Here is a 25,137-nt window from a genome sequence, read left to right on the forward strand (position 1 = left end):
CATTCAATCCGATAAGGATGAACTACCCTCGAGATCCGTCACTTCTTACTGGCCCAGGAATATTAACCTGGTTCCCATCGACTACGCCTTTCGGCCTCGCCTTAGGGGTCGGCTCACCCTGCTCAGATTAGCTTTAAGCAGGAACCCTTGGACTTTCGGCGACAGGGTCTCTCACCCTGTTTGTCGCTACTCATGTCATCATTCTCACTAGTGATCTCTCCACGGGATCGCTCACGCGCCCGCTTCACAGAAAGCCTCTTGTGTCCAATGATCCCGAAGGATCGAAAGACACATGAGACTATGTCACACTACGCTCTGCTACCATGCCTTACGGCATCCTCAGCTTCGGCTCATGGCTTGAGCCCCGTTACATCTTCGCCGCAGGACAACTTATCTAGACCAGTGAGCTGTTACGCTATCTTTAAAGGATGGCTGCTTCTAAGCCAACCTCCTGGTTGTTTTGGTCGTCCCACCTGCTTTCCCACTTAGCCATGAATTAGGGGCCTTAGCTGGAGGTCAGGGTTGTTTCCCTCTTCACAACGGACGTTAGCATCCGCTGTGTGTCTGCCATCTAGTACTCCCGGGTATTCGGAGTTTGGTTAGGATCAGTAAGCCTGTGGGGCCCCATTACCCATCCAGTGCTCTACCCCCCGGGGTATTCGGATGACGCTCTACCTAAATAGATTTCGCAGAGAACCAGCTATCTCCGAGTTTGATTGGCCTTTCACCCCTAGGCACAACTCATCCCGACCTTTTTCAACAGGTGTGGGTTCGGACCTCCAGTAAGTGTTACCTTACCTTCATCCTGGTCATGCCTAGATCACTCGGTTTCGGGTCTGATCCCACGAACTCATGCGCCCTATTAAGACTCGCTTTCGCTGCGCCTACACCTAACGGCTTAAGCTTGCTCGTGAGACCAAGTCGATGACCCATTATACAAAAGGTACGCCGTCAGGGCTCAAGGCCCCTCCGACTGCTTGTAGGCGTCCGGTTTCAGAAACTGTTTCACTCCCCTCGTCGGGGTGCTTTTCACCTTTCCCTCACGGTACTGGTTCACTATCGGTCAGTAAGGAGTACTTAGCCTTCGGGGGTGGTCCCCCGATCTTCAGACAGAATTTCACGTGTTCCGCCCTACTTAATACGTCCCTCAAAGCTTCCTATACGGGGCTGTCACCCGCTATGGCCATGGTTTCCAACATGTTCTAGTCACTTATCAGGCTCGGCTGGTTCCCGTTCGCTCGCCGCTACTAGGGAAGTCTCTATTGATGTCCTTTCCTCCGGGTACTTAGATGTTTCAGTTCCCCGGGTTTGCTCTTATAAACCTATGTATTCAGTCTATAAGTACCTGGTTCAGCCGGATATAAGCTGCCGTCTCACTCGAAAGTGGTCAGGCAATTATATCAAACTGTCAGGTGGGTTCCCCCATTCGGAAATTCATGGATCAAAGCCTATTCTCAGCTCCCCATGACTTATCGCAGAGTATCACGTCCTTCATCGCCTCTTACTGCCTAGGCATTCACCAAACGCCCTTTTCGCGCTTGATTTGATCCAGAAAGAGCAAAACTGTGATCCCGAAGGATCACGCCATCTTGCAGGCCGACACAAGCTGGTAAGATGTGACGGCGCGCTTTCCAAACCAAAAGCATACATTTTCCCGCCAGACCTCTGAGGTCTGACATAGATCACATCCACCGTATGAAGCGGATGCGTCTTGGTTCAAGACCGTGCGATCTTGAACCGGTTAGTGTATTTTGACTTGGACAACACTGCGATTTCAGAAGGGATACGTCATTAAAGATCGAGGAAACAATCTTTAAAACGCCTCTTGCACCCGAAGGTGCAAGTCCATCTGAGATCATCCACTTACGCGTGGTGATCAACAGTGTTGCATTTTAATCTCTCTATACGATGTCAATTGGCAACTTCTTGCGAAGTCACCGCTGTCCAAATGGACGAGCAAACACTCTAAAAGTGCTTGCTGATACATTCAGACTGCTAAGGTCGAACTATGGCCATTCTCGTGACTGACACTTTCTTTCAGAAAGTGCAGAGTGATGGTGGAGCCTATCGGGATCGAACCGATGACCCTCTGCTTGCAAAGCAGATGCTCTCCCAGCTGAGCTAAGGCCCCGTTATCACAAAGTGATGGTGGGTCGAGGAGGACTTGAACCTCCGACCTCACGCTTATCAGGCGTGCGCTCTAACCACCTGAGCTACCGACCCAAGACAGACCGGTAGTGGCCTGTAAATTCTAGTGTTACGAAGAGATATGAGGACGGCCTGGTCCGAGTTTGATCAACTATTACGTTGATCTTATGCTACATTTTACTGTCCCACCGCCTATTCGGCTAAGTAAGGACATGTAGCTGCTAAGTGTATCACGAGAAGAACAAGTTCTTCTAACTAGATACATCCTTAGAAAGGAGGTGATCCAGCCGCAGGTTCCCCTACGGCTACCTTGTTACGACTTCACCCCAGTCGCTGAGCCTACCGTGGTCCGCTGCCTCCTCGAAAGGTTGGCGCACGGCCGTCGGGTAGACCCAACTCCCATGGTGTGACGGGCGGTGTGTACAAGGCCCGGGAACGTATTCACCGCGTCATGCTGTTACGCGATTACTAGCGATTCCGACTTCATGGGGCCGAGTTGCAGACCCCAATCCGAACTGAGACAGCTTTTTGGGATTAACCCATTGTCACTGCCATTGTAGCACGTGTGTAGCCCAACCCGTAAGGGCCATGAGGACTTGACGTCATCCACACCTTCCTCCCGCTTATCACGGGCAGTTTCCCTAGAGTCCCCGGCCAAACCGCTGGTAACTAAGGATGTGGGTTGCGCTCGTTGCCGGACTTAACCGAACATCTCACGACACGAGCTGACGACAGCCATGCAGCACCTGTCACTGATCCAGCCGAACTGAAGGAAAGTATCTCTACGATCCGCGATCAGGATGTCAAGGGTTGGTAAGGTTCTGCGCGTTGCTTCGAATTAAACCACATGCTCCACCGCTTGTGCGGGCCCCCGTCAATTCCTTTGAGTTTTAATCTTGCGACCGTACTCCCCAGGCGGAATGCTTAATCCGTTAGGTGTGACACCGAATAGCATGCTACCCGACGTCTGGCATTCATCGTTTACGGTGTGGACTACCAGGGTATCTAATCCTGTTTGCTCCCCACACTTTCGCACCTCAGCGTCAGTATCGAGCCAGTAAGCCGCCTTCGCCACTGGTGTTCCTCCGAATATCTACGAATTTCACCTCTACACTCGGAATTCCACTTACCTCTCTCGAACTCAAGACTAGCAGTATCAAAGGCAGTTCCAGGGTTGAGCCCTGGGATTTCACCTCTGACTGACTAGTCCGCCTACGTGCGCTTTACGCCCAGTAATTCCGAACAACGCTAACCCCCTCCGTATTACCGCGGCTGCTGGCACGGAGTTAGCCGGGGTTTCTTTACCTGCTACCGTCATTATCTTCACAGGCGAAAGAGCTTTACGACCCTAAGGCCTTCATCACTCACGCGGCATCGCTAGATCAGGCTTGCGCCCATTGTCTAAGATTCCCCACTGCTGCCTCCCGTAGGAGTCTGGGCCGTGTCTCAGTCCCAGTGTTGCTGATCATCCTCTCAAACCAGCTAAAGATCGTAGACTTGGTAGGCCATTACCCCACCAACTATCTAATCTTACGCGGGCCGATCCAAATCCGATAAATCTTTCCCCCGAAGGGCGTATACGGTATTACTCTCAGTTTCCCGAGGCTATTCCGTAGATCTGGGTACGTTCCCACGCGTTACTAACCCGTCCGCCGCTAGATCCGAAGATCCCGCTCGACTTGCATGTGTTAGGCGTGCCGCCAGCGTTCGTTCTGAGCCAGGATCAAACTCTCAAGTTGAAATGCATTACTGCATAACCTTGACGTTCGAACCTCTGCACATCGCCCTACCTTTTGCAAAGTAGGGACTTCTGTTTGTGTGCTTCAGTTAACAAAGTTAACAAAAAGCCGACAAACAGTGAAGCTGACACTCTATAATCGGTAGCGAGTAAAACCCATTCCCTAAGAGCGCGATATGCTGAGCTTCGTCAGTCGATAAGACCAAACCGCCCACATATCTCTTCGTTCAACCAAATTTTCAAAGAGCCAGAGACAAAAACCAGACCAGTGCGCCAAACCTCTTCAGCGCGCCCGCCCAGATCAAACCTCAATGTTATCGTCAACCTTCCAAAACAAACTTCCCTAAGTCACTCTCACGACCCCGTTCCGTCCGCCCCGTCCAGCGCCCCGTCAGTGACTGCGTCGCTGCCGGTGAAGTGGGTTTTAGTGTTACTACCCGACACCCGCAACCCCTTTTTTCAGTTTTATGACAGAAGATCCGATATTTTCTCTGAAACCCCTTATTTTATGGGCGATGCAGCATAATTTTTTTGCATCTGCGAAGGCTGATTTTGGCTTTTTGGGGCGATACGCAGGTGAATCACCGGGTCTTCTCAGGGTATCAAAGGGGTGAATCGGCAAATCACTCGCCCCATAGATGCAAACTTGGCCAACATGCCCCGACGTAAGGCGAGTGATTTTGTGAATCAGCGGGTGAATCGGGCGAGTCACCCGACTCGCGGGCCATCTGATGCGACTCGCCGAGTCGTCAAAACGAAAGCGATGCGCGATTCATTCGATGATCTGGTTGTTCACAGGAACCGGGAAAGCCTCAACCGTTGGCGCCAAGCAGAGGTCCGCCTCTTCGGCCTCCGCGTCACAGGTGGCGATGACATTCTTCTGAAAGATCACCACCTCGCTGTTATTGGCGTCACCGCTGTCGTTACGCGCATCCTCTTGGCTGCCATGGGGCATCGGACGGACGGCCTCCGTTGCGCTGGCAATGGTCGGCCCAACGCCGCTTGTCAGGACAGCAAAGGCCAGCGCCCTGCAAAGCGGTGAGAGAGGGAAAGGGGGATTGATATGCCTCATGCAGAACCTCGCTCACAGTCATGACTGAACCAAGCGTAAGGGCGTTTCACCAATTTCCTCATAAAATTGCCCCCGGCTTTTTCATCAAACCGGCCTGGATATTTTAAGAGTGCCTTTACCAAAGGACGCCAAACCATCCTGTCCCCAAAGACCATCACATGTGGTCGCATGAAAAAGGGCGAGGTCTCCCCCGCCCGTCTCCCTATACATATATATGTGCGCGCTCAGGCGTAGCGCACGTCATCGCCTTCGCTCTCGGGGGCTTTGAGCGCCTCAATCGCTGCATCAATCGTCACATTGCCACAGACCGAACCATCGGGTCGTTGCACCGGACAACATTTGCTTGGCGATCTGTGCAGCTTCGGCAGCGCGTCTTCGATAGAATCCGTGGTCAACACAGGTTTGCCTTGAGAGTTCGCCGGGGCTTTCATGATCGAACGAATGCGCACGACCTTGGCGCGGTTCACGTCCTTGATGAAATCCGTGATGTAATCATCGGCCGGGGTCATGATGATCGCTTGCGGATCGCCGGATTGAATGATCTCGCCATCCCGCAGGATCGCGATCCGGTCGCCGATGTTGAGCGCCTCATCCAAATCATGGGTGATAAAGATGATGGTCTTATGCAACTCCTCTTGCAGCTCCAACAGGATCGATTGCATATCGGTGCGGATCAGAGGATCAAGCGCCGAGAAGGCTTCGTCCATCAGCAGGATTTCCGCATCGGTCGCCAAGGCACGGGCCAGGCCCACGCGCTGTTGCTGGCCGCCGGAGAGCTGTGAGGGGTATTGATCCTCAAATCCGGCCAAACCGACCCGATCCAACCATTTGCGCGCCCGTTCCTCTGCTTCTTTGGCTTGCACGCCTTGGATCTCCAGCCCATACATCGCGTTTTCCAACACGGTGCGGTGCGGCAAGAGGCCGAATTTCTGAAACACCATCGACATTTTAAACCGACGCAGATCGCGCAACTGTTTGTCGTCCATGGCCAGAACATTCTCGCCATCGACCCAAATCTCCCCGGAGGTCGGTTCGATCAGCCGATTGAGGTGACGGATCAAGGTGGATTTCCCCGATCCCGACAGGCCCATGATCACTTGAATTTTACGCGCCGGGATATCGAGGTTGATGTCATTAAGTCCCAACGCGTGGTTGTGGAGGTCCATCAGTTCGGGCTTACTCATCCCGCCGTGGACATGCTCCAACACAGCTTCGGGCGTTTCCCCAAAGATTTTGTACAGTCCTTTGATGCGGACCTTCGGGGCGTCTTCACCCGCATCCGCACACGGCACCGTCTCTGTCATATGAACCTCAGCCATGCCCCGTCTCCCGATATGCTTGCAAGCGCTTGCCGTAAGTCTGGCTGACGCGGTCGAAAATAATCGCCAAAGCGACAATGGCGAGGCCATTCATCAGGCCCAAGGCAAGATATTGGTTGCCAATGGCACGCAGCACCTGTGTGCCAAGGCCACGCACGCCAATCATCGACGCGATCACCACCATGGACAGCGCCATCATGATCGTCTGGTTCACCCCGGCAAAAATATTTGGCAGCGCCAAGGGGATTTGTACGCCAAAGAGTTTCTCGCGGCTGGACGCGCCAAAGGCCTCCGCCGCCTCCATCACATCGCGGTCCACCAAACGAATGCCCAGATTGGTCAAACGCACGATGGGCGGAATGGCATAGATGCACACGGCGATCAGCCCCGGCACCTTGCCGATCCCCAAAAGCATGACCACCGGAATGAGATAAACGAAAGACGGGATCGTCTGCATCACATCAAGGATCGGGGTGACAAGCGATTGCGCCCTGTCACTGCGCGACATCAAAACGCCGATGGGAATGCCCAACGCCACGCATAAAGATGTGGCCACCGTGATCATCGCCAAAGTGGACATGGTGTCTTCCCACATCCCAAAGATGCCGATGAGCAAAAGCGAGATGACAGCACCCGTGGTGATTTTCCAACTGCGCGCACCAAACCATGTCAGTGCTGCGATCACAAAAATGACCAGCGGCCATGGCGCGCCGGTTAAAACATCCTCAAACCAGATGAGGAATTGAAGAAGGGGATTGAAGAAGGCCTCGATCGCCTCGCCATTGGCGCGCGAAAAGGTGCGAAATCCTTCATCAATCCCCTGCTTGAATGACGACAAATCCTGTCGGCCAAGAGAGGGGAATTCTGTTAAAAACTCCAGCATATGTGTGTTCCTTATATATGGAAGAAGGGCCCGCAACCAAGTTGCAGGCCCTCGGAATCCTTAAAACGCGGGCTTAAAGCGCGTCCTTGACCTTTTCGGCAACCTCAGGGGTCACCCACTGGGTCCACACCTCTTCATGCTTGGCGAGGAACTCATAAGCGGCATCTTCACCAATCGCTTGGTTGTCGGTCATGTAAACCAACATCTCGTTCATCACCTCACCGGGGAAAACGCGGGATTTGAGATAGGTGAGAACGCTCTCCGGCGCAATGTCCGACACATCGGCGGTGACAACCGTCGACACTTCGGATTTGGTCCAGCTCGACGGTTTCGGATCCATACACTCGGATTCGGATTTCACGATACATCCGTCCCAGTTCTCAGATCCGGCCCATTCGGTTTCAAACGCCAAAGGCACCAGCTTGTATTTGCCGATCACAGCGGTCGGGTTCCAGTAGTAACCGAACCACGGCTGTTCACGCTCGGCCCCTTTCGCGATGGAGCCTTCGAGGCCTGCGGCAGAGCCCGGATCGACCAGAACCCAGCCTTTTTCTTCCATGTCAAAGGCACGGAACATATTGGCATTGGCGGGCTGACAGCCCCACCCCGCCGGGCAGCCCATAAAGGCACCTTTGCTTTTGTCCTCAGAGTAGGGGAAAAGCTCCGGGTGTTCGATCAGCTTTTCAACCGTATCGAGTTCCGGGTGTTCGGCGGCAAAAGACGGTGTCACCCACCAGCCCTCGCCCAGACCCGTGATCGGGCCATCAAGCAGTTTGATCATGCGACCGTCTTCGACCGCTTTCGCCAAAGGCTCGCGCACCGCATTGGTCCAAAGCTCGGGCGCGATCTGCGGTTCGCCTTTTTCATTCATCGAGGCAAACAACGTGTTGGTGCCGCCATTGACCAGTTCAACGTCACAGCCAAAGCCTTCTTCAAGGATGATGGCATCCACGTTGGCCATCAGCTCGCCAGACGCCCAGTTGAACTCTGCCACTTTGAGATCACCACAGTCCTCAGCCGCGAAAGCGCCGCCAGCCATGGTGCCGAGTGCCAATACACTGGCCGCAAAAAATTTAGTTTTAGTCATAAGGGGGACCCCCGCTTACTTCGTGTGTGTTCCCCGGCCAGACGCGAACGAACGCGTCCCTCGGACCGGCCACCACCCCGAATTGGGCGATTTCTCCGCGCTTGCCGTTCGTAACCCATTAAAGAGCACCCAGAGCACGCCCCTATATATAATGTGTACAAAACACTCTCGTGACACACTCATATATAGAGGCCCCGAGGCACGAGGCGGCGGAGCGTGGCCCTAAACGAACACATCACACCTTGTGATGCAACCCGATAGCCCGGCTGATGTATCGGCTTTTGTCCGATATATCCGCAAACTCCGCATATCTCACACCATTGTCGGCCCTCACATCATCGTCCTTGTCGAACCTCACACTATCGTCGCCCTTTTCCACGTGTTGCAGCGGTTGCGTGGCCCGACGCGGAGGTCTATCTGTCAAAACGACCCCCACGACAGTCACGGGACAAAAGGATAAAGCATGGCCGCTGACCGCACCCTTACGGACGCCGCAGAGCGCGAAAAATCGAAACGGGTTGGCGCGCTCGCCGAGCTTTGGCCCTTTATCAAACCCTATAAGCGCCTGATGAGCGCTGCCTTCGCTGCCCTCGTGCTCACCGCCTGTATTTCCCTGATCCTGCCCGTCGCCGTGCGCCGTGTGGTCGATGGCTTCCAAGAGGCGGGAGGATTGCTTTTGGACAAATATTTTGGCGCGGCCTTGATGATCGCCGGGCTTTTGGCCCTGGGCACCGGGATGCGCTATTATCTTGTCACCCGTTTGGGTGAACGCGTGGTTGCCGACATCCGCAAATCCGTGTTTGACCGGATGATCCGCATGTCACCGGCGTTTTATGAAAAGATCATGACCGGCGAGGTGCTCTCAAGGATCACCACCGACACCACTTTGATCCTCTCGGTCATCGGCTCGTCGATCTCTGTCGCGCTGCGCAACGCTTTGATCATGATCGGCGGCTTGGCCCTGATGCTGTTCACTTCGGCCAAACTCACCGGGCTTGTCCTGTTGATCGTCCCCGTTGTGATCATCCCAATCATCGTCCTGGGTCGCCGCTTGCGGGTGCTGTCGCGCGAAAACCAGGACTGGATCGCGTCTTCGTCAGGCACCGCATCTGAGGCGCTGCTGTCGGCACAAACGGTGCAATCCTTCACCGCCGAAGCCCCACAGGCCGCCCGTTTTGATGAGGTTACAGAGAAAAGCTTCACCGCCGCCCACACACGGATCAAAACCCGCGCCGTGATGACCGTGATCGTCATTGCGCTGATCTTTTCCGGCGTGGTCGGCGTGCTATGGATCGGCGCGCGCGATGTGCGCAATGATGTCATGTCCATCGGCGAGCTGGTGCAATTCGTGATCTACGCCATCATGGTCGCCGGGGCCTCCGGGGCCTTGTCTGAAATTTGGGGCGAATTGCAGCGCGCGGCGGGCGCGACCGAGCGGCTGATCGAACTGCTCTCCTCCAACGATCCGGTGCACGATCCGGTCGATCCGAAACCCTTCCCGACCCCGGCCAAAGGCGCGATTTCCTTTGACAAGGTGCGGTTCTTTTATCCGTCTCGCCCCAACAGCCCCGCTTTGGATGGTGTCTCCTTTGACATCAAACCGGGAGAAACCGTGGCACTCGTGGGTCCGTCGGGAGCCGGGAAATCGACCATTATTCAGCTACTTCAACGGTTTTATGATCCGCAACAGGGCGTGATCTCCATCGACGGCCTGCCGATCAATGAGATGCTGCGCTCTGACTTTCGCCAACATCTCGCACTTGTACCACAAGACCCGGTGATCTTTGCCGCCTCTGCCGCAGACAACATCCGCTTTGGCCGTCCTGACGCCACGATGGAACAAGTCATCACCGCCGCCAAAGCCGCAGCCGCGGACGATTTCATCGCCAAACTGCCCGAAGGCTACGACAGTTATCTGGGCGAGCGCGGTATCATGTTGTCGGGCGGGCAAAAGCAACGCGTCGCCATCGCCCGCGCCATCCTGCGCGATGCGCCGATCCTGTTGTTGGACGAAGCCACCTCTGCGCTTGATTCCGAGAGTGAACAAGCGGTGCAAAAAGCGGTCGAAGACATGGCCCGCACCCGCACCACCTTGATCGTGGCGCACCGTTTGGCGACAGTGAAAAAGGCCAGCCGCATTTTGGTGTTCGAAGATGGTCAGATCGTTGCCACCGGCACCCATGAGGCTTTGGTGGCCGAAGGCGGGCTTTATGCGCGCTTGGCCAAGTTGCAATTCACCAACGGGGAATAACACGCAGATTTCCCGTTTTCATTTTGTCACGAAGCGCTGATACTTGGTGAAACCACCTGAAACATAGGAGTTGGGTATGGGGATCTGGAATTTTGTAAAAGGCGCCGGCAAGAAGGTCTTTAAGAAAGAAGAAGACAAGCCGAACGCGGATGACCTGTTGGCAGAAATCGCGGCACTTGGCCTTCAGGCTGATGGCATCGACGTGGCCGTGGATGGCGACAAGGTTGTCTTGGGCGGCACCGCTCTGTCTCAGGAAGCCAAAGAGAAAATCATCATGGCCGCGGGCAACATCGAAGGCATCGCCTCGGTCGAAGACACGATTGCGGGTGCCGATCCGGTGTTTCACGAAGTGAAAAAGGGCGACACGCTTTGGGCCATCGCCGCCACAACCCTTGGCAACGGCAGCCGTTACACCGAAATCTTTGAAGCCAACAAACCGATGCTGTCGCACCCGGACAAAATCTATCCGGGCCAGATGTTGATCATTCCGCAGGCCTAAGCCGCGCGCTCACACCGGCTTTGAGCATATCGACTTTGAGCGTCATGAAAGGTGCCCCTTTGGGTGCCTTTCATGCCTCATCGTAATAAGCCCAGGCACATCCCCGCGGCCCTTATCGCTGTCACACGAGATTAATGTGCCTAATTTTGCATTTTGGGCTGCACATTGTTTCTATGTTGGAAACAATGTCTTGGCCCGTGTCACACCCTGCTGTTAATCTTATCAGGTATTTACGAGGAATCGGGCCACAGGCAGTGGGTACGAGTGAAGATCAGGACAAGCTGGAGGAAACAATCATTCAGCAACTGGTGTTTGACCGCCAAAACCCGGGCACTGTGGTGCGCGGGCTTTTATCTGGTCCAAATCCACCTGACCCGCTGCAAGCCGTCTTTGCCCTGACCACCATCGCCGCCGACCTGGCGGGGTGGCACGAACCCGACCTGCAAGACCTGTCATCACGCTGTTTCGAAGAGGCCACTTTGATGATTTGCGAACTTTGGGCCGAGGGGTTTCGCCTCACCAAACCCAAAGCAACCAAAGACCAGACGGCAGAGCAGGAGGAGAACCGAAAACGGTCTTAGACCTTTTCCACCACCACAGAGCCAACAGAATAGCCCGCGCCAAACGAACAGATCAGCCCCAGATCGCCAGCCGCCATGCCATCCGAATGTTTGGCAAAGGCAATGATCGACCCCGCCGATGAGGTGTTGGCATAGTCTTGCAAAATATTGGGTTGCTCGCCCGGCTCCGGCACCCGGCCCAGAACCTTTTTGCCAATGTAATCATTCATCGCCTTATTGGCCTGATGCAACCAAAGGCGCTTGAGCGCGGTCGCATCAAGGCCCTCCTCCTCCATATGCTGCGCAATATGGTGTGACACCAAAGGCAGCACCTCTTTGAACACTTTGCGGCCGTTTTGCATGAACTGCATGTCGCGGCGGTCGTCCATTTGATCATGCGCCCGGCGCAAAAAACCCATGTTGTTGCGAATGTTGTTGGAGAACTGCGTTGCACAGCGGGTCGAGAGAAGTTTGAACAGCGGCTTTTGCGCCACCTCCGCAGCCTCAAGCACCACGGCAGTGGCAACATCGCCAAAGATGAAATGACAATCGCGATCCCGCCATTCCAAATGCCCGGAGGTGATTTCAGGGCTGATCACCAGTGCCCGTTTCACAGAGCCCGCGCGGATCATATCGGACGCCGCCTGTATCCCAAACGTGGCCGAAGAACAGGCAACATTCATGTCAAAGGCAAAGCCGCCCGCACCCAAAACCTGTTGAATTTCAACGCCCATTGCCGGATAGGCCCGTTCCATGTTGGAGGCGGCACAGATGATCAGGTCGATGTCAGCGGCGGCAACCCCCGCCATATCGAGCGCTTTGGTCGCCGCGTCCAATGCCATTTCCGCCATCATGGACAGCGCGTCATCCGCGCGCGGCGCATAGCGCGGGCACATCCGGGTCGGGTCCAAAACCCCCTCTTTGTCCATCACGTAGCGGGATTCGATGCCCGAAGCGGCGGTGATGAACGCCGACGAAGACGGCGCCTTGGCCTCCACCGTTCCCGCCGCAATGGCATCGGCGTTTTCGGCATTATAAAGCTCAACATAGGCGTTAAAGGAGGCGACGAGTTCGTCGTTCGAAATGGCATAGGGCGGCGTAAACACCCCGGTCCCACTGATCACAACCTGTTGCATCATACCTCTCCCCTGTGGCGCTTTGAGTGCAGGCAACCTAGTCGCGCACATCCTTGCCGTCCAGCGTTCACACCGGGCACGGCCACAAACTGACGTTGCGTCGAGCCTGCGCAAGGTCTGATGAATAAACGATGACGCTGCGTTGCAGGCCATGGGCGGCGTCTTGCGCACGCTCCTGTTTCCCCGCATCATGGCCGTCGAGGAAGACATCCGGGCTTGGACCCGGAGGAGAAGGGGAGGAGACGATGCCGCAGGACTTTAGTTCGCTTGAGGCGCGCAATGCAATTGAGGCCGAGATGGAATGGGAGGCCCGTGGCGAGCCCGTGACCATCTATGAGCGGGTGACGAAAACGGCCGAGAAATTCGCCGACCGTCCCGCGTTTTCCTATCAAATCACCTCCGGTCCAAAAGACAAGGCGGAGACGATGAGTTGGCGCGAAACCCAGCAAAAGATGGTTCAGGCCGCCAATATGTTCCGCGCCCTTGGCATCGGCGAAACCGATGTTGTGGCGTATATTCTACCCAACGCCAACGAAACCGTCGTCACCTTTTTGGGCGGGATGGTGGCCGGGATCGTGAACCCGATCAACCCGTTGTTGGAACCGGAACAGATCGCCGCGATTTTGCGCGAAACCAACGCCAAAATTGTGGTGACGCTCAAGGCCTTTCCAAAGACCGACGTGGCCCAAAAAGTGGCCGAGGCGGTGCGCCATGCCCCCAATGTGAACACGGTGCTTGAAGTCGATCTTTTGCATTATCTCACGCCGCCGAAAAAATGGATCGTCCCCTTTATTCGCCCCAAAAATCCAACCGCCGTGGCGCATCACGCCGATCTCTTGGATTTCACTGCGGAGTTGGCCAAATATCCAGCCGATCGGTTGACCTTTGAGGACAGCAAAGCCGACCGCGTGGCGGCCTATTTCCACACCGGCGGCACCACAGGGATGCCAAAAGTCGCGCAACACAAATACTCGGGCATGATCTACAATGGTTGGCTCGGCAGCCGTTTGTTGTTCACCGAACAAGACAACATCATGTGCCCCCTGCCCCTGTTTCACGTCTTCGCCTGTCAGGTGATCGTGATGTCCCAGATCACATCTGGCGCGCATGGGGTCTATCCAACCCCTGCGGGCTATCGCGGCGAAGGCGTGTTCGACAATTTCTGGAAACTCTGCGAACGCTGGAAAATCTCGTTTATCATCACCGTCCCGACCGCGATTTCGGCGATGATGCAGCGCAAAGTCGATGCCGATATTTCCACCGTCAAAATCGCCTTTTCAGGTTCCGCGCCTTTGCCGGTTGAACTGTACAAACGGTTTGAAGCGGCGGCGGGTGTCGAGATCATCGAGGGCTATGGCCTGACCGAAGCAACCTGTCTTGTGGCCGTAAACCCGATCGGCGGGAGAAAGAAAATCGGCTCTGTCGGCATTCCTTTCCCGCACACAGATGTCAAAATCCTGCGCCATACCGCCGAAGGCCCGGTGGAATGCGATGTCGACGAGGTGGGCGAGATTTGTATCGACAGCCCCGGCGTGTTCCCCGGGTCGACCTATACAGAGCAAGACAAGAACCACGACCTGTTCCACCATGACGTCTATCTGCGCACGGGCGATTTGGGCCGGATCGATGCCGATGGCTATATCTGGATCACCGGGCGTGCCAAGGATTTGATCATCCGCGGCGGCCACAACATTGACCCCGCCGAAATCGAAGAAGCCTTGGCCGGGCATGAGGCGGTCGGCTTTGTTGGCGCGATTGGCCAACCCGACGCACATGCGGGCGAAATTCCTTGTGCCTATGTCGAACTGGTCGATGGTGCGAATGTGACGCCCGAGGCCTTGATGGCCTATGCCAAGGTCCATATCCACGAACGCGCCGCGATCCCGAAACACATCGAAATTCTGGACGAGTTGCCGAAAACCGCTGTTGGCAAAGTATTCAAACCGGACCTGCGCAAACGTGCAATCACGCGGATTTACAATGGCGCGCTTGAGGCGGCAGGACTTTCGGCTCGGGTGATCCATGTGGTCGATGACAAAAAGCGTGGCCTTGTGGCGCAGGTTGATCCGAAAGCCAAATCCGAGGAGGCAACGGTGTCACAAGTCTTGGGGCGCTTCACCAACCCGTGGGAATGGGCCGAGTAAACTCCAAACCTCAAAAGCCCGGCCAGTGCCGGGCTTTTTTGCGTGTTATTCACAGGGCGACGGCACGAAACGCCTGAAAACCCTAAAAATTTGAGTCAAATCATATCGAGTTAACCGAATTTCAACCCTTTATACGCCATGATTGTGCCCAGATCGCTGATTAGCGTGATCTCATTGCGATCAAAGCCCGAACAAAAGGGCCTCATGAAAGGCAAACCCATGGTTGTTGGACTTATCCTTTTCTCATCCTTAGTTGCAGCCCTCATGACGGGGCTGGGCTTGGCGTTTGGGATGCCCATTTGGGCAGCACTGATCACCTATGCCGTGGTCGGATCGCTCACATTGCTTTGCGCCGCGGCCGTTCTCTATGCCCGCGCGCCAGCGACATCAAATCAGGACTGCGACCACCACAAAGATCTCGCCACCGCCTGAATCGCTGTTTCAGAGAATAATTACGTGAGCGCCTTTAAGGCTGGCTCAACACCCTTAGAGTTGCGCCACAGTTTGTTGCGTCACAGTTAGAAGCTGCGTCACGGTGCCTCGAACCACACACTGACAAATGTTGATGTCACCTCACCGCAAGGTCGCCCAAACATCCGTTTTGGGCCAAGTCTACGTTGTCAGCAAGGCCCCTTATGCCGGACAAAGCCCGCAGTTCCTCGCACATCGCCTACAGTCCATCAATAGAACCAATCAGCGCTTAAACGCACATCCTGGTTGATCTGTATGCGAAGAGGCCTTTTGAACCAAAGCGATCTCACTCAACTCAGACAATCTTTTGAAAATGGTGCTGCTGGAGAGAATTGAACTCTCGACCTCTCCCTTACCAAGGGAGTGCTCTACCTCTGAGCTACAGCAGCGCCGATCGGCTGGGCAAAAGCCCCTCACCGTGGGCGGCTAATTAGACGTGATCGCGCGGCGGCGCAAGCGCAATTTCGTGAAAAATTTGACCTTGGGCGAAGTTTCTGATGCCGCATGCAAAACGGCGTGCGCGGGAAACAGACCACAAAGGACGCAAGGGCGTGCAAAGGCTGGACGTGACAGCGCGCTTTGGCTACATGAAACCCCATGGAAAACAAATCCGATCCCACCCGGAAAAGCGGCAAACCCGCGCCCAAAGGCCGCGAAGAGCGCCTCAAGGCGGCGCTGAAGGCGAACCTTGCCCGGCGCAAGGCCCAAAGCCGCGCGCGCAGCACTTCCGAGGGTACGGACAATAAAGACGAGTGAGGCGGCATGGATTCGATTTTGGTGCGCGGCAATGGGCCGGTGACTGGGGATATTGAGATTGCGGGGGCGAAAAACGCCTGTCTGACCCTCATGCCCGCCACTCTTTTGTCTGAGGAGCCGCTGACGCTGACCAATGCGCCGCGCCTGTCGGACATCAAAACCATGACCGCGCTTTTGACCTCCCTAGGGGTCGAAATCAGCGGCCTGCAAGAGGGCAAGGTGTTGACCATGTCGTCGCACGCCACACCCAACCCGGTGGCGGATTACGAAATCGTACGCAAAATGCGCGCCTCCAATTTGGTTCTGGGCCCACTCTTGGCGCGTCTGGGTCATGCGATTGTGTCGCTCCCCGGCGGCTGCGCGATTGGTGCGCGCCCGATGGATTTGCACACCACGGCACTTGAAGCGCTTGGCGCAGAGATCGAATTAAAAGACGGCTATCTCCATGCCAAAACCCGAGGCGGCTTAAAGGGCGCGGTGCATAAAATGCGCTTTCCCTCCGTGGGCGCGACCGAGAATTTCGTCATGGCCGCCACTTTGGCCAAGGGCACATCCGTGTTGGAAAATGCCGCGCGTGAACCGGAGATCGTCGATCTTGTTGCCTGTCTGAAAAAAATGGGCGCGCAGATTGAAGGCGAAGGCACGGACCGGATCGAAATTCAGGGTGTGGATCGTTTGCATGGTGCGACCCATCCGGTGGTGACCGACCGGATCGAATTGGGCACGTTTATGTTGGCACCCGCGATCTGTGGTGGTGAAGTGACCTGTTTGGGTGGCAAACTGTCCTTGGTCGAAAGCTTTGTCACCAAATTGAACGAAGCAGGCATCGAGGTGACAGAAACCCCACGCGGCCTGACCGTCAAACGCACAGGCGACCGGGTCAAGGCCGTCAATGTGACAACCGAACCCTTCCCCGGCTTTCCGACCGACCTTCAGGCGCAAATGATGGCACTGTTGTGCACCGCAACGGGCACATCGGTGTTGGAAGAAACCATCTTTGAAAACCGCTTTATGCACGCCCCCGAATTGATCCGTATGGGCGCACAGATCGAGGTCCACGGCGGTCATGCCACGGTGCACGGGGTTGAACGCCTCAAAGGCGCACAAGTGATGGCGACCGACCTGCGCGCCTCGGTTTCTCTGATCTTGGCGGGTCTGGCCGCCGAGGGCGAAACCGTGGTCAGCCGGGTCTATCACTTGGACCGTGGCTATGAATTCGTTGAGAAAAAACTGTCCGGCATTGGTGCTCATATCGAGCGGATCAAAGCGTAAAGGAAATCCCATGGTCGAAGACGCCCGGTTTGAAGACGGCGGCGAAGAGCCGATTTATCTCAAGGCCCTAGATGCAGAAGACCTGACCGTGATTTCAGCGCTGGCACAGGATGCCATCGTGCCGATGGGCGAGATTTCCTATGACGCGACCCAGCGCCGCTTTGCCATGTTGATCAACCGCTTTCGCTGGGAAGACGTCGAGACGGCCGCCAAACGCGGTCGCCCGGTGGAACGAGTCCAAGCTGTTTTGGTGTTTGACGATGTGATGACGGCGCGGTCCTCTGGCATCTCGACGACGGACAAAGACATGGTTCTGTCGCTCCTGAACATCGCCTTTATCGCCGGCCCGGACGGCACGGGTTGCGTTGAGGTCACACTCGCCGGCGACGGTCAAATTGCGCTGGACATCGAAACGATTGACGTCACACTTAAAGACGTCACACGCCCCTATATCGCACCCTCACATAAGGTTCCGACCCACGACAGCTGATCTCAATTACGACGATCACGCATTTTAAAACCGGTTTAGCGACCCTTATTTCATACCAACTATAGAAAGATCTTTCATGAAACAGTTTCTTTTGGCCTGCAGCTGTGCGCTTTCTCTCATGGCAACAACACTCCCCGCTCAGTCTGCTGGTAGCGGCGGTTCGGTCGCCATCGACAAAGATTTCGGCATGTACACCATCACATGGGACCCACGCGGCACGACGTTGGTGCGTTGGGAAGTTTACAACAATGATGGTCTCATCGCCATTTGCGGTGGCTATTCCAGCTCAGGCGGAAGTCTTGCCTATGAACTGACGGAAATGGCCATGAAGGACGCTCGGATCAAACTCAACGGCGAGGTGATCGCCAGAAATTTGACTTTCTTCTCCAAACTGAAAAATCAGAAACAAAAGGTTGAGCATGTCGGAGATCCGGCCAATTGCATTGTCACCGATGTGCCTTCCCCGAAAGGCAAAGCGGAGTTCGAGCTCTACTTTGTGAAAGACACCTACCGCTATTGACAGTGAGCGCGGGGCAGCCACTTGCGCATAGGCCGCCCTGCAACACACGCTGGCTCTGCCAGAGCCGCTTGAGCCGCCGAGCAAGCCGGGGTATGCCGTGTTTCGAAGGAGACCGACATGCCCCAGTTCCTGTCCACCACGGACCCCGACTTTGAGACCCGCTTTGCCGCCGTTTTGACGATGAAGCGCGAGGACAGCCCCGATGTGGATGACATCGTGGCCGGGATCATTGCCGATGTGCGCGCGCGCGGCGATGCGGCGGTGTTGGAGCTGACGGCCAAGTTTGATCGACTCGATCTGACGCCAGAGACAATGCGCTTTTCTGACGATGAGATCGCGCGCTATTGTGCGCAGGTCTCCCCTGCGGACAAGACCGCTTTGGAACTCGCCGCCGAGCGCATCCGCGCCTATCACGTCCGTCAAATGCCCGACAATGCGCTTTGGACCGACCCGGACGGGGCCACTTTGGGCTGGCGCTGGTCGGCCGTGTCAGCGGCGGGGCTTTACGTGCCGGGCGGCGTGGCCTCTTACCCGTCTTCGGTCTTGATGAACGCGATCCCTGCCAAGGTCGCGGGCGTGCCACGTCTGTGCATCACCGTGCCAACCCCGGATGGCGTGGTGAATCCTTTGGTCCTGATGGCCGCGCGCATCGCCGGTGTTGACGAGATTTACCGCATTGGCGGCGCACAGGCGATTGCAGCGCTGGCCTATGGCACCAAAACCATCCCGCCCGTCGACAAAATCACCGGACCGGGCAATGCCTTTGTCGCCGCCGCCAAACGCCGGGTGTTTGGCAAGGTCGGCATCGACATGATCGCCGGACCGTCCGAGATCCTTGTCATCGCCGACAAACACAACGACCCCGACTGGATCGCGGTCGATCTGCTGTCACAGGCCGAACATGATGAAAGCGCGCAAGCGATCCTGATCACTGATGATGCCAAATTCGCCCAGTCCGTCACTGACGCCGTTGAAAAGCGGCTTGAGACTCTGGCGCGGCGCAAAATTGCGGGCAAATCATGGGAGGATTTTGGCGTGGTGATCACCACGCGCGATTTGGATGAGGCAGCTCAGCTCTCCGACCGCTTTGCCCCCGAACACCTCGAACTCTGCGTCGAAGACCCGGATGCTTTGTCCGCCAAAGTCACCCATGCGGGTGCGATTTTCTTGGGCGCATTCACGCCTGAGGCCATCGGCGACTATGTTGGCGGGCCAAATCACGTCCTGCCCACGGCGCGTTCGGCGCGGTTTTCGTCGGGCTTATCTGTTTTGGACTTTCTCAAACGCACAACCTTGGCCAAGATGTCCCCGGCGGCTTTGGCGGCGATTGGCCCGGCGGCGGTGCGGTTGGCAACGTCTGAGAGCCTTGAGGCACACGGATTGTCGGTGCAAGCGCGGCTTGATCGGTTGAATGAGGGTGGCAATGAGTAAACTTTTATCTGTGGAGATCGACGAGGCCGGGCTCGCCCCACCGACACCCGAGATCGAACAAGAACGCAAAGTCGCGATTTTCGATTTGTTGGAAGACAACAGCTTTGCCCTGCCCGCCCGCGAAGACCGGACGGTGCCCACAGGCCCGTTCAACTTGCTTTTGGCCATTCGCGAACGCCGTCTGGTGTTTGATCTGACCTCACAGAGCGGCGATAAGGCGGCCGAATTTCACCTCTCGCTTGGCCCGTTTCGGCAGGTGGTCAAAGATTATTTCCAGATTTGCGAAAGCTATTTCGACGCAGTCAAGAAAATGCCCCCCAGCCAAATCGAGGCCATCGACATGGCCCGGCGCGGCATTCACAACGAAGGCGCGCGGGTGTTGCAAGAGCGACTTGAGGGCAAGGCCGAGGTCGATATCGACACGGCGCGACGCCTGTTCACCCTGATTTGCGTTTTGCACTGGGGATAGGCAGCATGGTGACAGACCTCCCTCATTCGGTTTTGTTCTGTTGCGATCACAACGCGGTCCGTTCGCCTATGGCGGAGGGCTTGATGAAGAAATTTTATCCCGGTGCCGTCTATGTTCAATCGGCGGGGGTGCATTCCGATCTTGAGGTTGACGGGTTTTCCGTTGCGGTCTGTGATGAAATCGGGGTCGAATTGCACCGCCATCGGGCGCGCTCCTTTGATGACCTCAAAGACTGGGGCGATGACATTTCCTCCTATGATCTGGTGATCGCGCTCTCTCCCGCCTCCCAAAGACAAGCGCTTGAACTGACCCGGTTTTACCACCTGGACGTCGAATATTGGCCGATCATGGACCCCACGGGCATCGGCGAAACCCGCGAGGCCAAACTTGACGCCTACCGCCAAGCCCGCGATCAAATCATCGCTCGGATGCTGGCCCGATTTGGCCCAGCCCAAACCTCCTAAAGGACCTCTCCCATGACTGCCGCACAAGACGCCACCCTTGCGCTGTTGACCCGCTATTACGCCGCTTTCGCCACGCAGGATCACGCCGGAATGCTTGATTGCCTCACCGACGATGTGGCTCATCACATCAACCAAGGGGGCACGGAGACGGGCAAAGCGGCCTTTGCGGCATTTCTTGACGTGATGGACACCGCCTATTGCGAGCGTCTCACCGACATGGTGCTCTTTGCCTCTGAGGATGGCACACGCGCCGCCGCAGAATTCCGGGTTTTGGGCACATATCTCAAAACCGCAGAGGGCTGCCCGGAGGCGCATGGTCAGACCTATGAGCTGCCTGCGGGCGCGTTCTTCAGCCTCAAAAACGGTAAAATCGCCCGAATTTCCGTCTATTACAACGCCGCCGATTGGGTCGAGCAAGTGTCATGAGCCTCACTTACCGCACCCTGCGCGGACCGGATGTGACGGCGGCTTTGGACGATTTGGCGCGGCTGCGGATCACGGTGTTTCGCGACTGGCCCTATCTTTATGACGGCTCTCTGGCCTATGAGCGCAGCTACATGGCCAGCTATGTCGGCAATCCGCGCGCCATTTTGGTTGCGGCGTTTGACGGCGATCGTCTGGTCGGGGCCTCCACCGGGTCGCCTTTGATGGATCACGCCGATGATTTCGCAAATGCCTTTGCACCCACCGATCTGCCCTTGGATCAGGTGTTTTATTGCGCCGAATCTGTGCTTTTGGACGCCTACCGTGGCCAAGGTGCGGGGCACAGATTCTTTGATGCGCGAGAATCCCATGCCCGCGATCTGGGCTTTGCCACTTCGGCCTTTTGCTCGGTGATCCGCCCAGACGATCACCCGCTACGTCCCAAAGGCGCGCGCAGCCATGATGCGTTTTGGCGTGGACGCGGCTATGCGCCCCTGCCCGGCGTCGTGGCGCAGTTTGACTGGAAAGATGTGGATCAGGCGCAATCGACACAAAAGCGGCTACAATTTTGGGGAAAAGCCCTATGAGATTGATCGCTGCGACTTGGGCGCCCGCATGGCATGACACCCCGGACCTTTGGCTGGCGCGGTATCGCGCGGCTCTGAAAGAGATCAAGGCAGACCGCGACACATTGGTGATCTTCCCCGAATATGCCGCGTTGGAAGCGGCGTTTTACGGCGATGTGTCATTGAACGCACGGGGCTGGATGCGCCGGGGGGCGGATCATTTCGCGCACTATTGCGACGGTATCAGGGCGTTGGTCGCAGAGACCGGGACGACAATTTTGGGTGGATCGGGCTTTGCCGCCTCACACGACAGCTTTGTCAATCGCGCGCTGTTTTGCGCCCCCGAAGGCGAAGTTTTCATCGAAAAACACATGCCCACCCCCTATGAACGCGCCCTCAACATGGCCGCAGGTCGCCCCGGTCCGGTGATCGACACACGCTTTGGCAAAATCGCCGTGTTGATTTGTTATGACAGTGAATTCCCGCTCTTGGCGCACAGATATGTCGAGGCGGGGGCAGAGATCCTTTTGGTCCCGTCCTGTACCGACACCGAACAGGGAGCAAGCCGGGTTGAAATCGGTTGCCGTGCCCGTGCGCTTGAGGGACAATGTCTGGTGGCGATGGCACCTTTGGTCGGTGAAATCAAACACTGCGAGGTGATCGACGTCAATCTGGGTCAGGCGCGGGTGTTTTGTGCCCCCGATGTCGGCGCACCCGATGATGGCGTTTTGGCCCATGGTCCGCGCAATGCACCGGGGTTTGCCATTTTGGACGGGCTGGAGCACCGACTCGGTGCGGGGCGCAAAGTGACACATGTCAGTGTCCCAGAACACTGGCCAGAGAGCGAATCCATCGCTTTGACGTGGGATTGTGCCCCCCTTGTGCTGAAATAACGCGAAATCCACCTTGAAAAGCGGCGGTTAAAGGCGCATTTACTGCGTCGCCCGTATACTGACGGGTGGAACAACTATGGAGTGAACATGGCCAAGGAAGAAATGCTCGAATTTCCCGGTGTCGTTAAGGAACTCCTGCCGAACGCGACATTCCTGGTCGAGCTGGAAAACGGCCATACGATCATCGCTCACACGGCAGGCAAAATGCGCAAGAACCGCATCCGCGTTCTCGCAGGCGACAAAGTTCAGGTCGAAATGACCCCCTACGATCTGACCAAAGGTCGGATCAATTACCGTTTCCGTTGAACGCGGGTTCAACGGGTCCCCTATGAAACTGATCCTCGGTTCAGCCAGCCCGCGCCGGAAAGAGCTTCTGGCGCAGCTGGGGCTTGTCCCCTTTGACGTGCGCTCCCCCGACATTGACGAAGACCCACACAAGGCCGAATTGCCGCGCCCCTATTGCGCGCGCATGGCCCGGGAAAAGGCAATGGCGGTGCCGCGTGCCGAGGACGAGATCGTGCTTTGCGCCGACACCACCGTGGCCCTTGGGCGGCGGATCATGGGCAAACCCGTTGATGAGAAACAATGCGCCGAATTTCTTTTGGCCATGTCCGGGCGACGCCACAAGGTGATCACCGCTGTGGCTGTGGCCTATGGCGATCGCGTGTGGGAGGCCGATGTGGTCACCACCGTGAAAATGAAGCGCCTGTCCGATGTCGAGTTGAACAGCTACCTCAATAGTGGTGATTGGCGCGGCAAAGCGGGCGGCTATGCCATTCAGGGGCCTGCGGGCGCGTTTATCCCGTGGATTCAAGGCAGCTATTCGGCCGTGATGGGCCTGCCCGTGGCGGAAACCGCAACCCTTTTGATGACGGCGGGCTATCCCGTTTATGGAGACCCGCGATGATTGGCAGTGTGATTGCGCTTGGCGAGATCAACGGACAAAAGGCCGCCGCATGGATTGTGGACGGTCGGTTGGAAGACCTGATTGTCGATGCGGGCGAAGATGCCCCCCCTGCCCCCGGTGCAATTTTTCGCGCCAAAGGCGGGCGGTCTTTAAAGGGCATGGGCGGCGCGTTGTTGGACCTGCCGAATGGCGAACAGGCCTATCTGCGCGGCAACAAGGGCCTCAAACCCGGCGCGCCGATGTTGGTTCAGGTCAGCCACATTGCAGAACCCGGCAAGGCCGTGCCAGTGCTGACCCGGCTGTTGTTCAAATCGAAATATGCGATCATCACCCCAGAGGCCCCCGGCCTGAACATCTCGCGTCAGATTGCGGATGACGACGCGCTGATCCGCCTGCATGAACTGGCCTTTGAGGGCATGGACGGTGCGGATGAGACGCTCGGCCTGATCCTGCGCTCCGCCTGTGAAGGCGCGACGGACGAGTCCGTGGCCGACGACATCGCCGCCATGCGGGCGCTGGCCGAAGCCGTTCTGGCCGATCTGCCCGGCGCTCCCGAATTGCTGGTCGATGGCCCGGATGCCTGGGAGGTCGCCTGGCGTGATTGGCCCGAGGTTGATGTGTTTGACGACAGTGAACAGGCGTTCAACAACCACGGCGTGCACGAATTGATCGACGCGGCGCTTGACCCGCGCGTGCCGCTCAAATCCGGCGCGTCGGCCTATATCGAACCGACCCGTGCGCTGGTCGCGATTGACGTGAACACCGGCGGCGATTTTTCTCCGGCGGCGGGCACGAAAGCCAATATCGCCCTTGCGCGCGACCTGCCGCGACAGCTTCGTCTGCGCGGGCTGGCCGGGCAAATCACCATTGATTTGGCCCCGATGGCCAAAAAAGACCGCCTTCCGTTCGAGCAGGCGCTCAAAGCCGCGTTCAAATCCGATGGCAATGACACGGTTTTGGCCGGATGGACGCCGCTGGGCCATTTCGAAATCCAAAAAAAGCGCACCCGCGTGCCGCTGACACAGGTGCTTTCATGAGCTGCCCGGTCTGCAAAGCCGAGGCGGTCGCCAAATACCGCCCCTTTTGTTCCAAACGCTGCGCCGATATCGACCTTGGCCGCTGGATGAATGGCACATATGCCGTGCCCTCAGGACGCGAAGAAGACCCGGAAGAAATTGCCGAAGCCTTGGAAGAGATGCTGCGGAGCTCTGAGGCGGATGAGGCCAAAAAGCCTCACTAATGCCTGCCATCTTTGCGCTAAGGCAGGGATATGGTGCGGTCTGAGTCGCTGATCCCCGTGGCACGCACAGAGAGCAAAATCCGAGAGTCAGTTTTTTAAAGAGACGCTTTAGAAACTTCACTTTCCCTCTGGACAGTCCCGCCCCCTCCGACTAGAAACCCGCTACCCGAACGACATGTCGTTCTCCGGTGCCCGGGTAGCTCAGGGGTAGAGCAGTGGATTGAAAATCCTCGTGTCGGTGGTTCGATTCCGCCCCTGGGCACCATTTAAACAAACAAATTCAATGTCTCGAACTGTGCTCGGGTGACTTCCCGTTTGCTTACCACGCTGCTGGGTGCTGATTGGGTGTCTGCGACACATTGGGGGATGTCCATAAGCTGTCACTGCGGAATGGCGCT

At 56.6% G+C, this 25,137-nt stretch carries 24 protein-coding genes, 4 tRNA genes and 2 rRNA genes; 20 read left to right on the plus strand and 10 right to left on the minus strand.

From position 1 onward, the window contains the following. From BLT54_RS21035 to BLT54_RS21070, 8 genes are all read right to left on the minus strand, one after another. Window positions 1-1,544, minus strand: a 23S ribosomal RNA gene (locus BLT54_RS21035); the annotation flags it as partial. A 511-nt stretch (window positions 1,545-2,055) separates the two neighbouring features. Beyond that, window positions 2,056-2,131: transfer RNA gene (locus BLT54_RS21040), tRNA-Ala, on the minus strand. A gap of 15 nt (window positions 2,132-2,146) precedes the next feature. Continuing rightward, window positions 2,147-2,223, minus strand: a tRNA-Ile gene (locus tag BLT54_RS21045). Between the two features lie 196 nt (window positions 2,224-2,419). Next, a 16S ribosomal RNA gene (locus tag BLT54_RS21050) occupies window positions 2,420-3,887 on the minus strand. A gap of 771 nt (window positions 3,888-4,658) precedes the next feature. After that, window positions 4,659-4,958, minus strand: coding sequence for a hypothetical protein (locus BLT54_RS22425; protein WP_143026915.1), 300 nt, complete (start codon window positions 4,956-4,958; stop codon window positions 4,659-4,661). A gap of 224 nt (window positions 4,959-5,182) precedes the next feature. Continuing rightward, a complete protein-coding gene (locus tag BLT54_RS21060; RefSeq protein WP_083351935.1) occupies window positions 5,183-6,277 on the minus strand; it encodes a quaternary amine ABC transporter ATP-binding protein in 1,095 nt (364 codons plus the stop codon). Beyond that, a complete protein-coding gene (locus tag BLT54_RS21065) occupies window positions 6,270-7,160 on the minus strand; it encodes an ABC transporter permease (protein WP_143026916.1) in 891 nt (296 codons plus the stop codon). Before BLT54_RS21065 ends, BLT54_RS21060 begins: the two co-directional genes overlap by 8 nt. A gap of 73 nt (window positions 7,161-7,233) precedes the next feature. After that, window positions 7,234-8,247: a glycine betaine ABC transporter substrate-binding protein gene (locus BLT54_RS21070; protein ID WP_074647406.1), complete on the minus strand. Its 1,014-nt coding sequence runs from the start codon at window positions 8,245-8,247 to the stop codon at window positions 7,234-7,236. A 463-nt stretch (window positions 8,248-8,710) separates the two neighbouring features. Here BLT54_RS21070 and BLT54_RS21075 point away from each other — a divergent pair, with 463 nt between their 5' ends. From BLT54_RS21075 to BLT54_RS21085, 3 genes are all read left to right on the plus strand, one after another. Next, on the plus strand, window positions 8,711-10,498 hold the full coding sequence (locus BLT54_RS21075) for an ABC transporter transmembrane domain-containing protein (protein WP_074647407.1): 1,788 nt from the start codon (window positions 8,711-8,713) through the stop codon (window positions 10,496-10,498). A gap of 76 nt (window positions 10,499-10,574) precedes the next feature. Next, window positions 10,575-10,997 (plus strand): peptidoglycan-binding protein LysM, encoded by a 423-nt coding sequence (gene lysM, locus BLT54_RS21080; RefSeq protein WP_009573908.1) that lies wholly within the window; start codon window positions 10,575-10,577, stop codon window positions 10,995-10,997. Window positions 10,998-11,251: 254 nt separating this feature from the next. Then, complete coding sequence (locus BLT54_RS21085) at window positions 11,252-11,578, plus strand: hypothetical protein (protein WP_074647408.1); 327 nt, start codon at window positions 11,252-11,254, stop codon at window positions 11,576-11,578. Here the strand turns inward: BLT54_RS21085 and BLT54_RS21090 are convergent. After that, a complete protein-coding gene (locus tag BLT54_RS21090; RefSeq protein WP_074647438.1) occupies window positions 11,575-12,693 on the minus strand; it encodes a beta-ketoacyl-ACP synthase III in 1,119 nt (372 codons plus the stop codon). The genes BLT54_RS21085 and BLT54_RS21090 overlap by 4 nt on opposite strands. A gap of 245 nt (window positions 12,694-12,938) precedes the next feature. On the opposite strand from BLT54_RS21090, the gene BLT54_RS21095 reads away from it, so the two are divergent. After that, on the plus strand, window positions 12,939-14,837 hold the full coding sequence (locus tag BLT54_RS21095) for an acyl-CoA synthetase (RefSeq protein ID WP_074647409.1): 1,899 nt from the start codon (window positions 12,939-12,941) through the stop codon (window positions 14,835-14,837). A gap of 291 nt (window positions 14,838-15,128) precedes the next feature. Continuing rightward, the gene (locus BLT54_RS22710) at window positions 15,129-15,269 is read left to right on the plus strand and encodes a hypothetical protein (protein WP_176832946.1); all 141 of its coding nucleotides are present in this window, start codon (window positions 15,129-15,131) and stop codon (window positions 15,267-15,269) included. Between the two features lie 353 nt (window positions 15,270-15,622). Here BLT54_RS22710 and BLT54_RS21105 read toward each other — a convergent pair. Continuing rightward, window positions 15,623-15,697, minus strand: a tRNA-Thr gene (locus tag BLT54_RS21105). A gap of 208 nt (window positions 15,698-15,905) precedes the next feature. Between BLT54_RS21105 and BLT54_RS22715 the strand changes: the two genes are divergently transcribed. The 15 genes from BLT54_RS22715 (at window position 15,906) to BLT54_RS21175 (ending at window position 25,004) form a co-directional block, all read left to right on the plus strand. Continuing rightward, window positions 15,906-16,064, plus strand: coding sequence for a hypothetical protein (locus BLT54_RS22715; RefSeq protein WP_176832947.1), 159 nt, complete (start codon window positions 15,906-15,908; stop codon window positions 16,062-16,064). 6 nt (window positions 16,065-16,070) lie between these two features. Next, window positions 16,071-17,336, plus strand: a complete 1,266-nt coding sequence (gene murA / locus BLT54_RS21110) for a UDP-N-acetylglucosamine 1-carboxyvinyltransferase (RefSeq protein ID WP_074647411.1) — start codon at window positions 16,071-16,073, stop codon at window positions 17,334-17,336. Between the two features lie 10 nt (window positions 17,337-17,346). After that, a complete protein-coding gene (locus tag BLT54_RS21115; RefSeq protein WP_074647412.1) occupies window positions 17,347-17,826 on the plus strand; it encodes a DUF2948 family protein in 480 nt (159 codons plus the stop codon). A 76-nt stretch (window positions 17,827-17,902) separates the two neighbouring features. After that, complete coding sequence (locus BLT54_RS21120) at window positions 17,903-18,346, plus strand: hypothetical protein (RefSeq protein WP_074647413.1); 444 nt, start codon at window positions 17,903-17,905, stop codon at window positions 18,344-18,346. 117 nt (window positions 18,347-18,463) lie between these two features. Then, window positions 18,464-19,777, plus strand: coding sequence for a histidinol dehydrogenase (gene hisD, locus BLT54_RS21125; RefSeq protein ID WP_074647414.1), 1,314 nt, complete (start codon window positions 18,464-18,466; stop codon window positions 19,775-19,777). Continuing rightward, the gene (locus tag BLT54_RS21130; RefSeq protein ID WP_074647415.1) at window positions 19,770-20,246 is read left to right on the plus strand and encodes a UPF0262 family protein; all 477 of its coding nucleotides are present in this window, start codon (window positions 19,770-19,772) and stop codon (window positions 20,244-20,246) included. The genes hisD and BLT54_RS21130 overlap by 8 nt, the downstream gene beginning before the upstream one ends. A gap of 5 nt (window positions 20,247-20,251) precedes the next feature. Further along, window positions 20,252-20,710: an arsenate-mycothiol transferase ArsC gene (locus BLT54_RS21135; RefSeq protein WP_176832948.1), complete on the plus strand. Its 459-nt coding sequence runs from the start codon at window positions 20,252-20,254 to the stop codon at window positions 20,708-20,710. A gap of 12 nt (window positions 20,711-20,722) precedes the next feature. Further along, on the plus strand, window positions 20,723-21,136 hold the full coding sequence (locus BLT54_RS21140) for a ketosteroid isomerase-related protein (protein WP_074647416.1): 414 nt from the start codon (window positions 20,723-20,725) through the stop codon (window positions 21,134-21,136). After that, on the plus strand, window positions 21,133-21,720 hold the full coding sequence (locus BLT54_RS21145) for a GNAT family N-acetyltransferase (RefSeq protein ID WP_074647417.1): 588 nt from the start codon (window positions 21,133-21,135) through the stop codon (window positions 21,718-21,720). The genes BLT54_RS21140 and BLT54_RS21145 overlap by 4 nt, the downstream gene beginning before the upstream one ends. Further along, on the plus strand, window positions 21,717-22,592 hold the full coding sequence (locus BLT54_RS21150; RefSeq protein ID WP_074647418.1) for a nitrilase-related carbon-nitrogen hydrolase: 876 nt from the start codon (window positions 21,717-21,719) through the stop codon (window positions 22,590-22,592). The genes BLT54_RS21145 and BLT54_RS21150 overlap by 4 nt, the downstream gene beginning before the upstream one ends. Before the next feature lie 87 nt (window positions 22,593-22,679). Further along, a complete protein-coding gene (gene infA / locus BLT54_RS21155) occupies window positions 22,680-22,898 on the plus strand; it encodes a translation initiation factor IF-1 (protein ID WP_009573923.1) in 219 nt (72 codons plus the stop codon). Window positions 22,899-22,920: 22 nt separating this feature from the next. Next, window positions 22,921-23,499, plus strand: coding sequence for a Maf family protein (locus BLT54_RS21160; RefSeq protein ID WP_074647419.1), 579 nt, complete (start codon window positions 22,921-22,923; stop codon window positions 23,497-23,499). Further along, on the plus strand, window positions 23,496-24,536 hold the full coding sequence (locus BLT54_RS21165) for a ribonuclease E/G (RefSeq protein WP_074647420.1): 1,041 nt from the start codon (window positions 23,496-23,498) through the stop codon (window positions 24,534-24,536). Before BLT54_RS21160 ends, BLT54_RS21165 begins: the two co-directional genes overlap by 4 nt. After that, window positions 24,533-24,739, plus strand: a complete 207-nt coding sequence (locus tag BLT54_RS21170; protein ID WP_074647421.1) for a DNA gyrase inhibitor YacG — start codon at window positions 24,533-24,535, stop codon at window positions 24,737-24,739. The genes BLT54_RS21165 and BLT54_RS21170 overlap by 4 nt, the downstream gene beginning before the upstream one ends. 190 nt (window positions 24,740-24,929) lie before the next feature. After that, window positions 24,930-25,004 (plus strand) — tRNA-Phe (locus BLT54_RS21175). Window positions 25,005-25,137: the final 133 nt, after the last annotated feature.

Source organism: Celeribacter baekdonensis, assembly GCF_900102315.1.
Taxonomy (GTDB): Bacteria; Pseudomonadota; Alphaproteobacteria; order Rhodobacterales; family Rhodobacteraceae; genus Celeribacter; species Celeribacter baekdonensis.

Coding starts and splice junctions, on each gene's coding strand:
- BLT54_RS21075 (WP_074647407.1), top strand. CDS start 8,711: ATGGCCGCTGACCGCACCCTTACGGACGCCGCAGAGCGCGAAAAATCG.
- BLT54_RS21135 (WP_176832948.1), top strand. CDS start 20,252: ATGGTGACAGACCTCCCTCATTCGGTTTTGTTCTGTTGCGATCACAAC.
- infA (WP_009573923.1), top strand. CDS start 22,680: ATGGCCAAGGAAGAAATGCTCGAATTTCCCGGTGTCGTTAAGGAACTC.
- BLT54_RS21065 (WP_143026916.1), bottom strand. CDS start 7,160: ATGCTGGAGTTTTTAACAGAATTCCCCTCTCTTGGCCGACAGGATTTG.
- murA (WP_074647411.1), top strand. CDS start 16,071: ATGGATTCGATTTTGGTGCGCGGCAATGGGCCGGTGACTGGGGATATT.
- BLT54_RS21130 (WP_074647415.1), top strand. CDS start 19,770: ATGAGTAAACTTTTATCTGTGGAGATCGACGAGGCCGGGCTCGCCCCA.
- BLT54_RS21160 (WP_074647419.1), top strand. CDS start 22,921: ATGAAACTGATCCTCGGTTCAGCCAGCCCGCGCCGGAAAGAGCTTCTG.
- BLT54_RS21095 (WP_074647409.1), top strand. CDS start 12,939: ATGCCGCAGGACTTTAGTTCGCTTGAGGCGCGCAATGCAATTGAGGCC.
- BLT54_RS22710 (WP_176832946.1), top strand. CDS start 15,129: ATGCCCATTTGGGCAGCACTGATCACCTATGCCGTGGTCGGATCGCTC.
- BLT54_RS21070 (WP_074647406.1), bottom strand. CDS start 8,247: ATGACTAAAACTAAATTTTTTGCGGCCAGTGTATTGGCACTCGGCACC.
- BLT54_RS21090 (WP_074647438.1), bottom strand. CDS start 12,693: ATGCAACAGGTTGTGATCAGTGGGACCGGGGTGTTTACGCCGCCCTAT.
- BLT54_RS21170 (WP_074647421.1), top strand. CDS start 24,533: ATGAGCTGCCCGGTCTGCAAAGCCGAGGCGGTCGCCAAATACCGCCCC.
- BLT54_RS21120 (WP_074647413.1), top strand. CDS start 17,903: ATGAAACAGTTTCTTTTGGCCTGCAGCTGTGCGCTTTCTCTCATGGCA.
- BLT54_RS22715 (WP_176832947.1), top strand. CDS start 15,906: ATGGAAAACAAATCCGATCCCACCCGGAAAAGCGGCAAACCCGCGCCC.
- BLT54_RS21060 (WP_083351935.1), bottom strand. CDS start 6,277: ATGGCTGAGGTTCATATGACAGAGACGGTGCCGTGTGCGGATGCGGGT.
- lysM (WP_009573908.1), top strand. CDS start 10,575: ATGGGGATCTGGAATTTTGTAAAAGGCGCCGGCAAGAAGGTCTTTAAG.
- BLT54_RS21145 (WP_074647417.1), top strand. CDS start 21,133: ATGAGCCTCACTTACCGCACCCTGCGCGGACCGGATGTGACGGCGGCT.
- BLT54_RS21150 (WP_074647418.1), top strand. CDS start 21,717: ATGAGATTGATCGCTGCGACTTGGGCGCCCGCATGGCATGACACCCCG.
- BLT54_RS21140 (WP_074647416.1), top strand. CDS start 20,723: ATGACTGCCGCACAAGACGCCACCCTTGCGCTGTTGACCCGCTATTAC.
- BLT54_RS22425 (WP_143026915.1), bottom strand. CDS start 4,958: ATGAGGCATATCAATCCCCCTTTCCCTCTCTCACCGCTTTGCAGGGCG.
- hisD (WP_074647414.1), top strand. CDS start 18,464: ATGCCCCAGTTCCTGTCCACCACGGACCCCGACTTTGAGACCCGCTTT.
- BLT54_RS21115 (WP_074647412.1), top strand. CDS start 17,347: ATGGTCGAAGACGCCCGGTTTGAAGACGGCGGCGAAGAGCCGATTTAT.
- BLT54_RS21165 (WP_074647420.1), top strand. CDS start 23,496: ATGATTGGCAGTGTGATTGCGCTTGGCGAGATCAACGGACAAAAGGCC.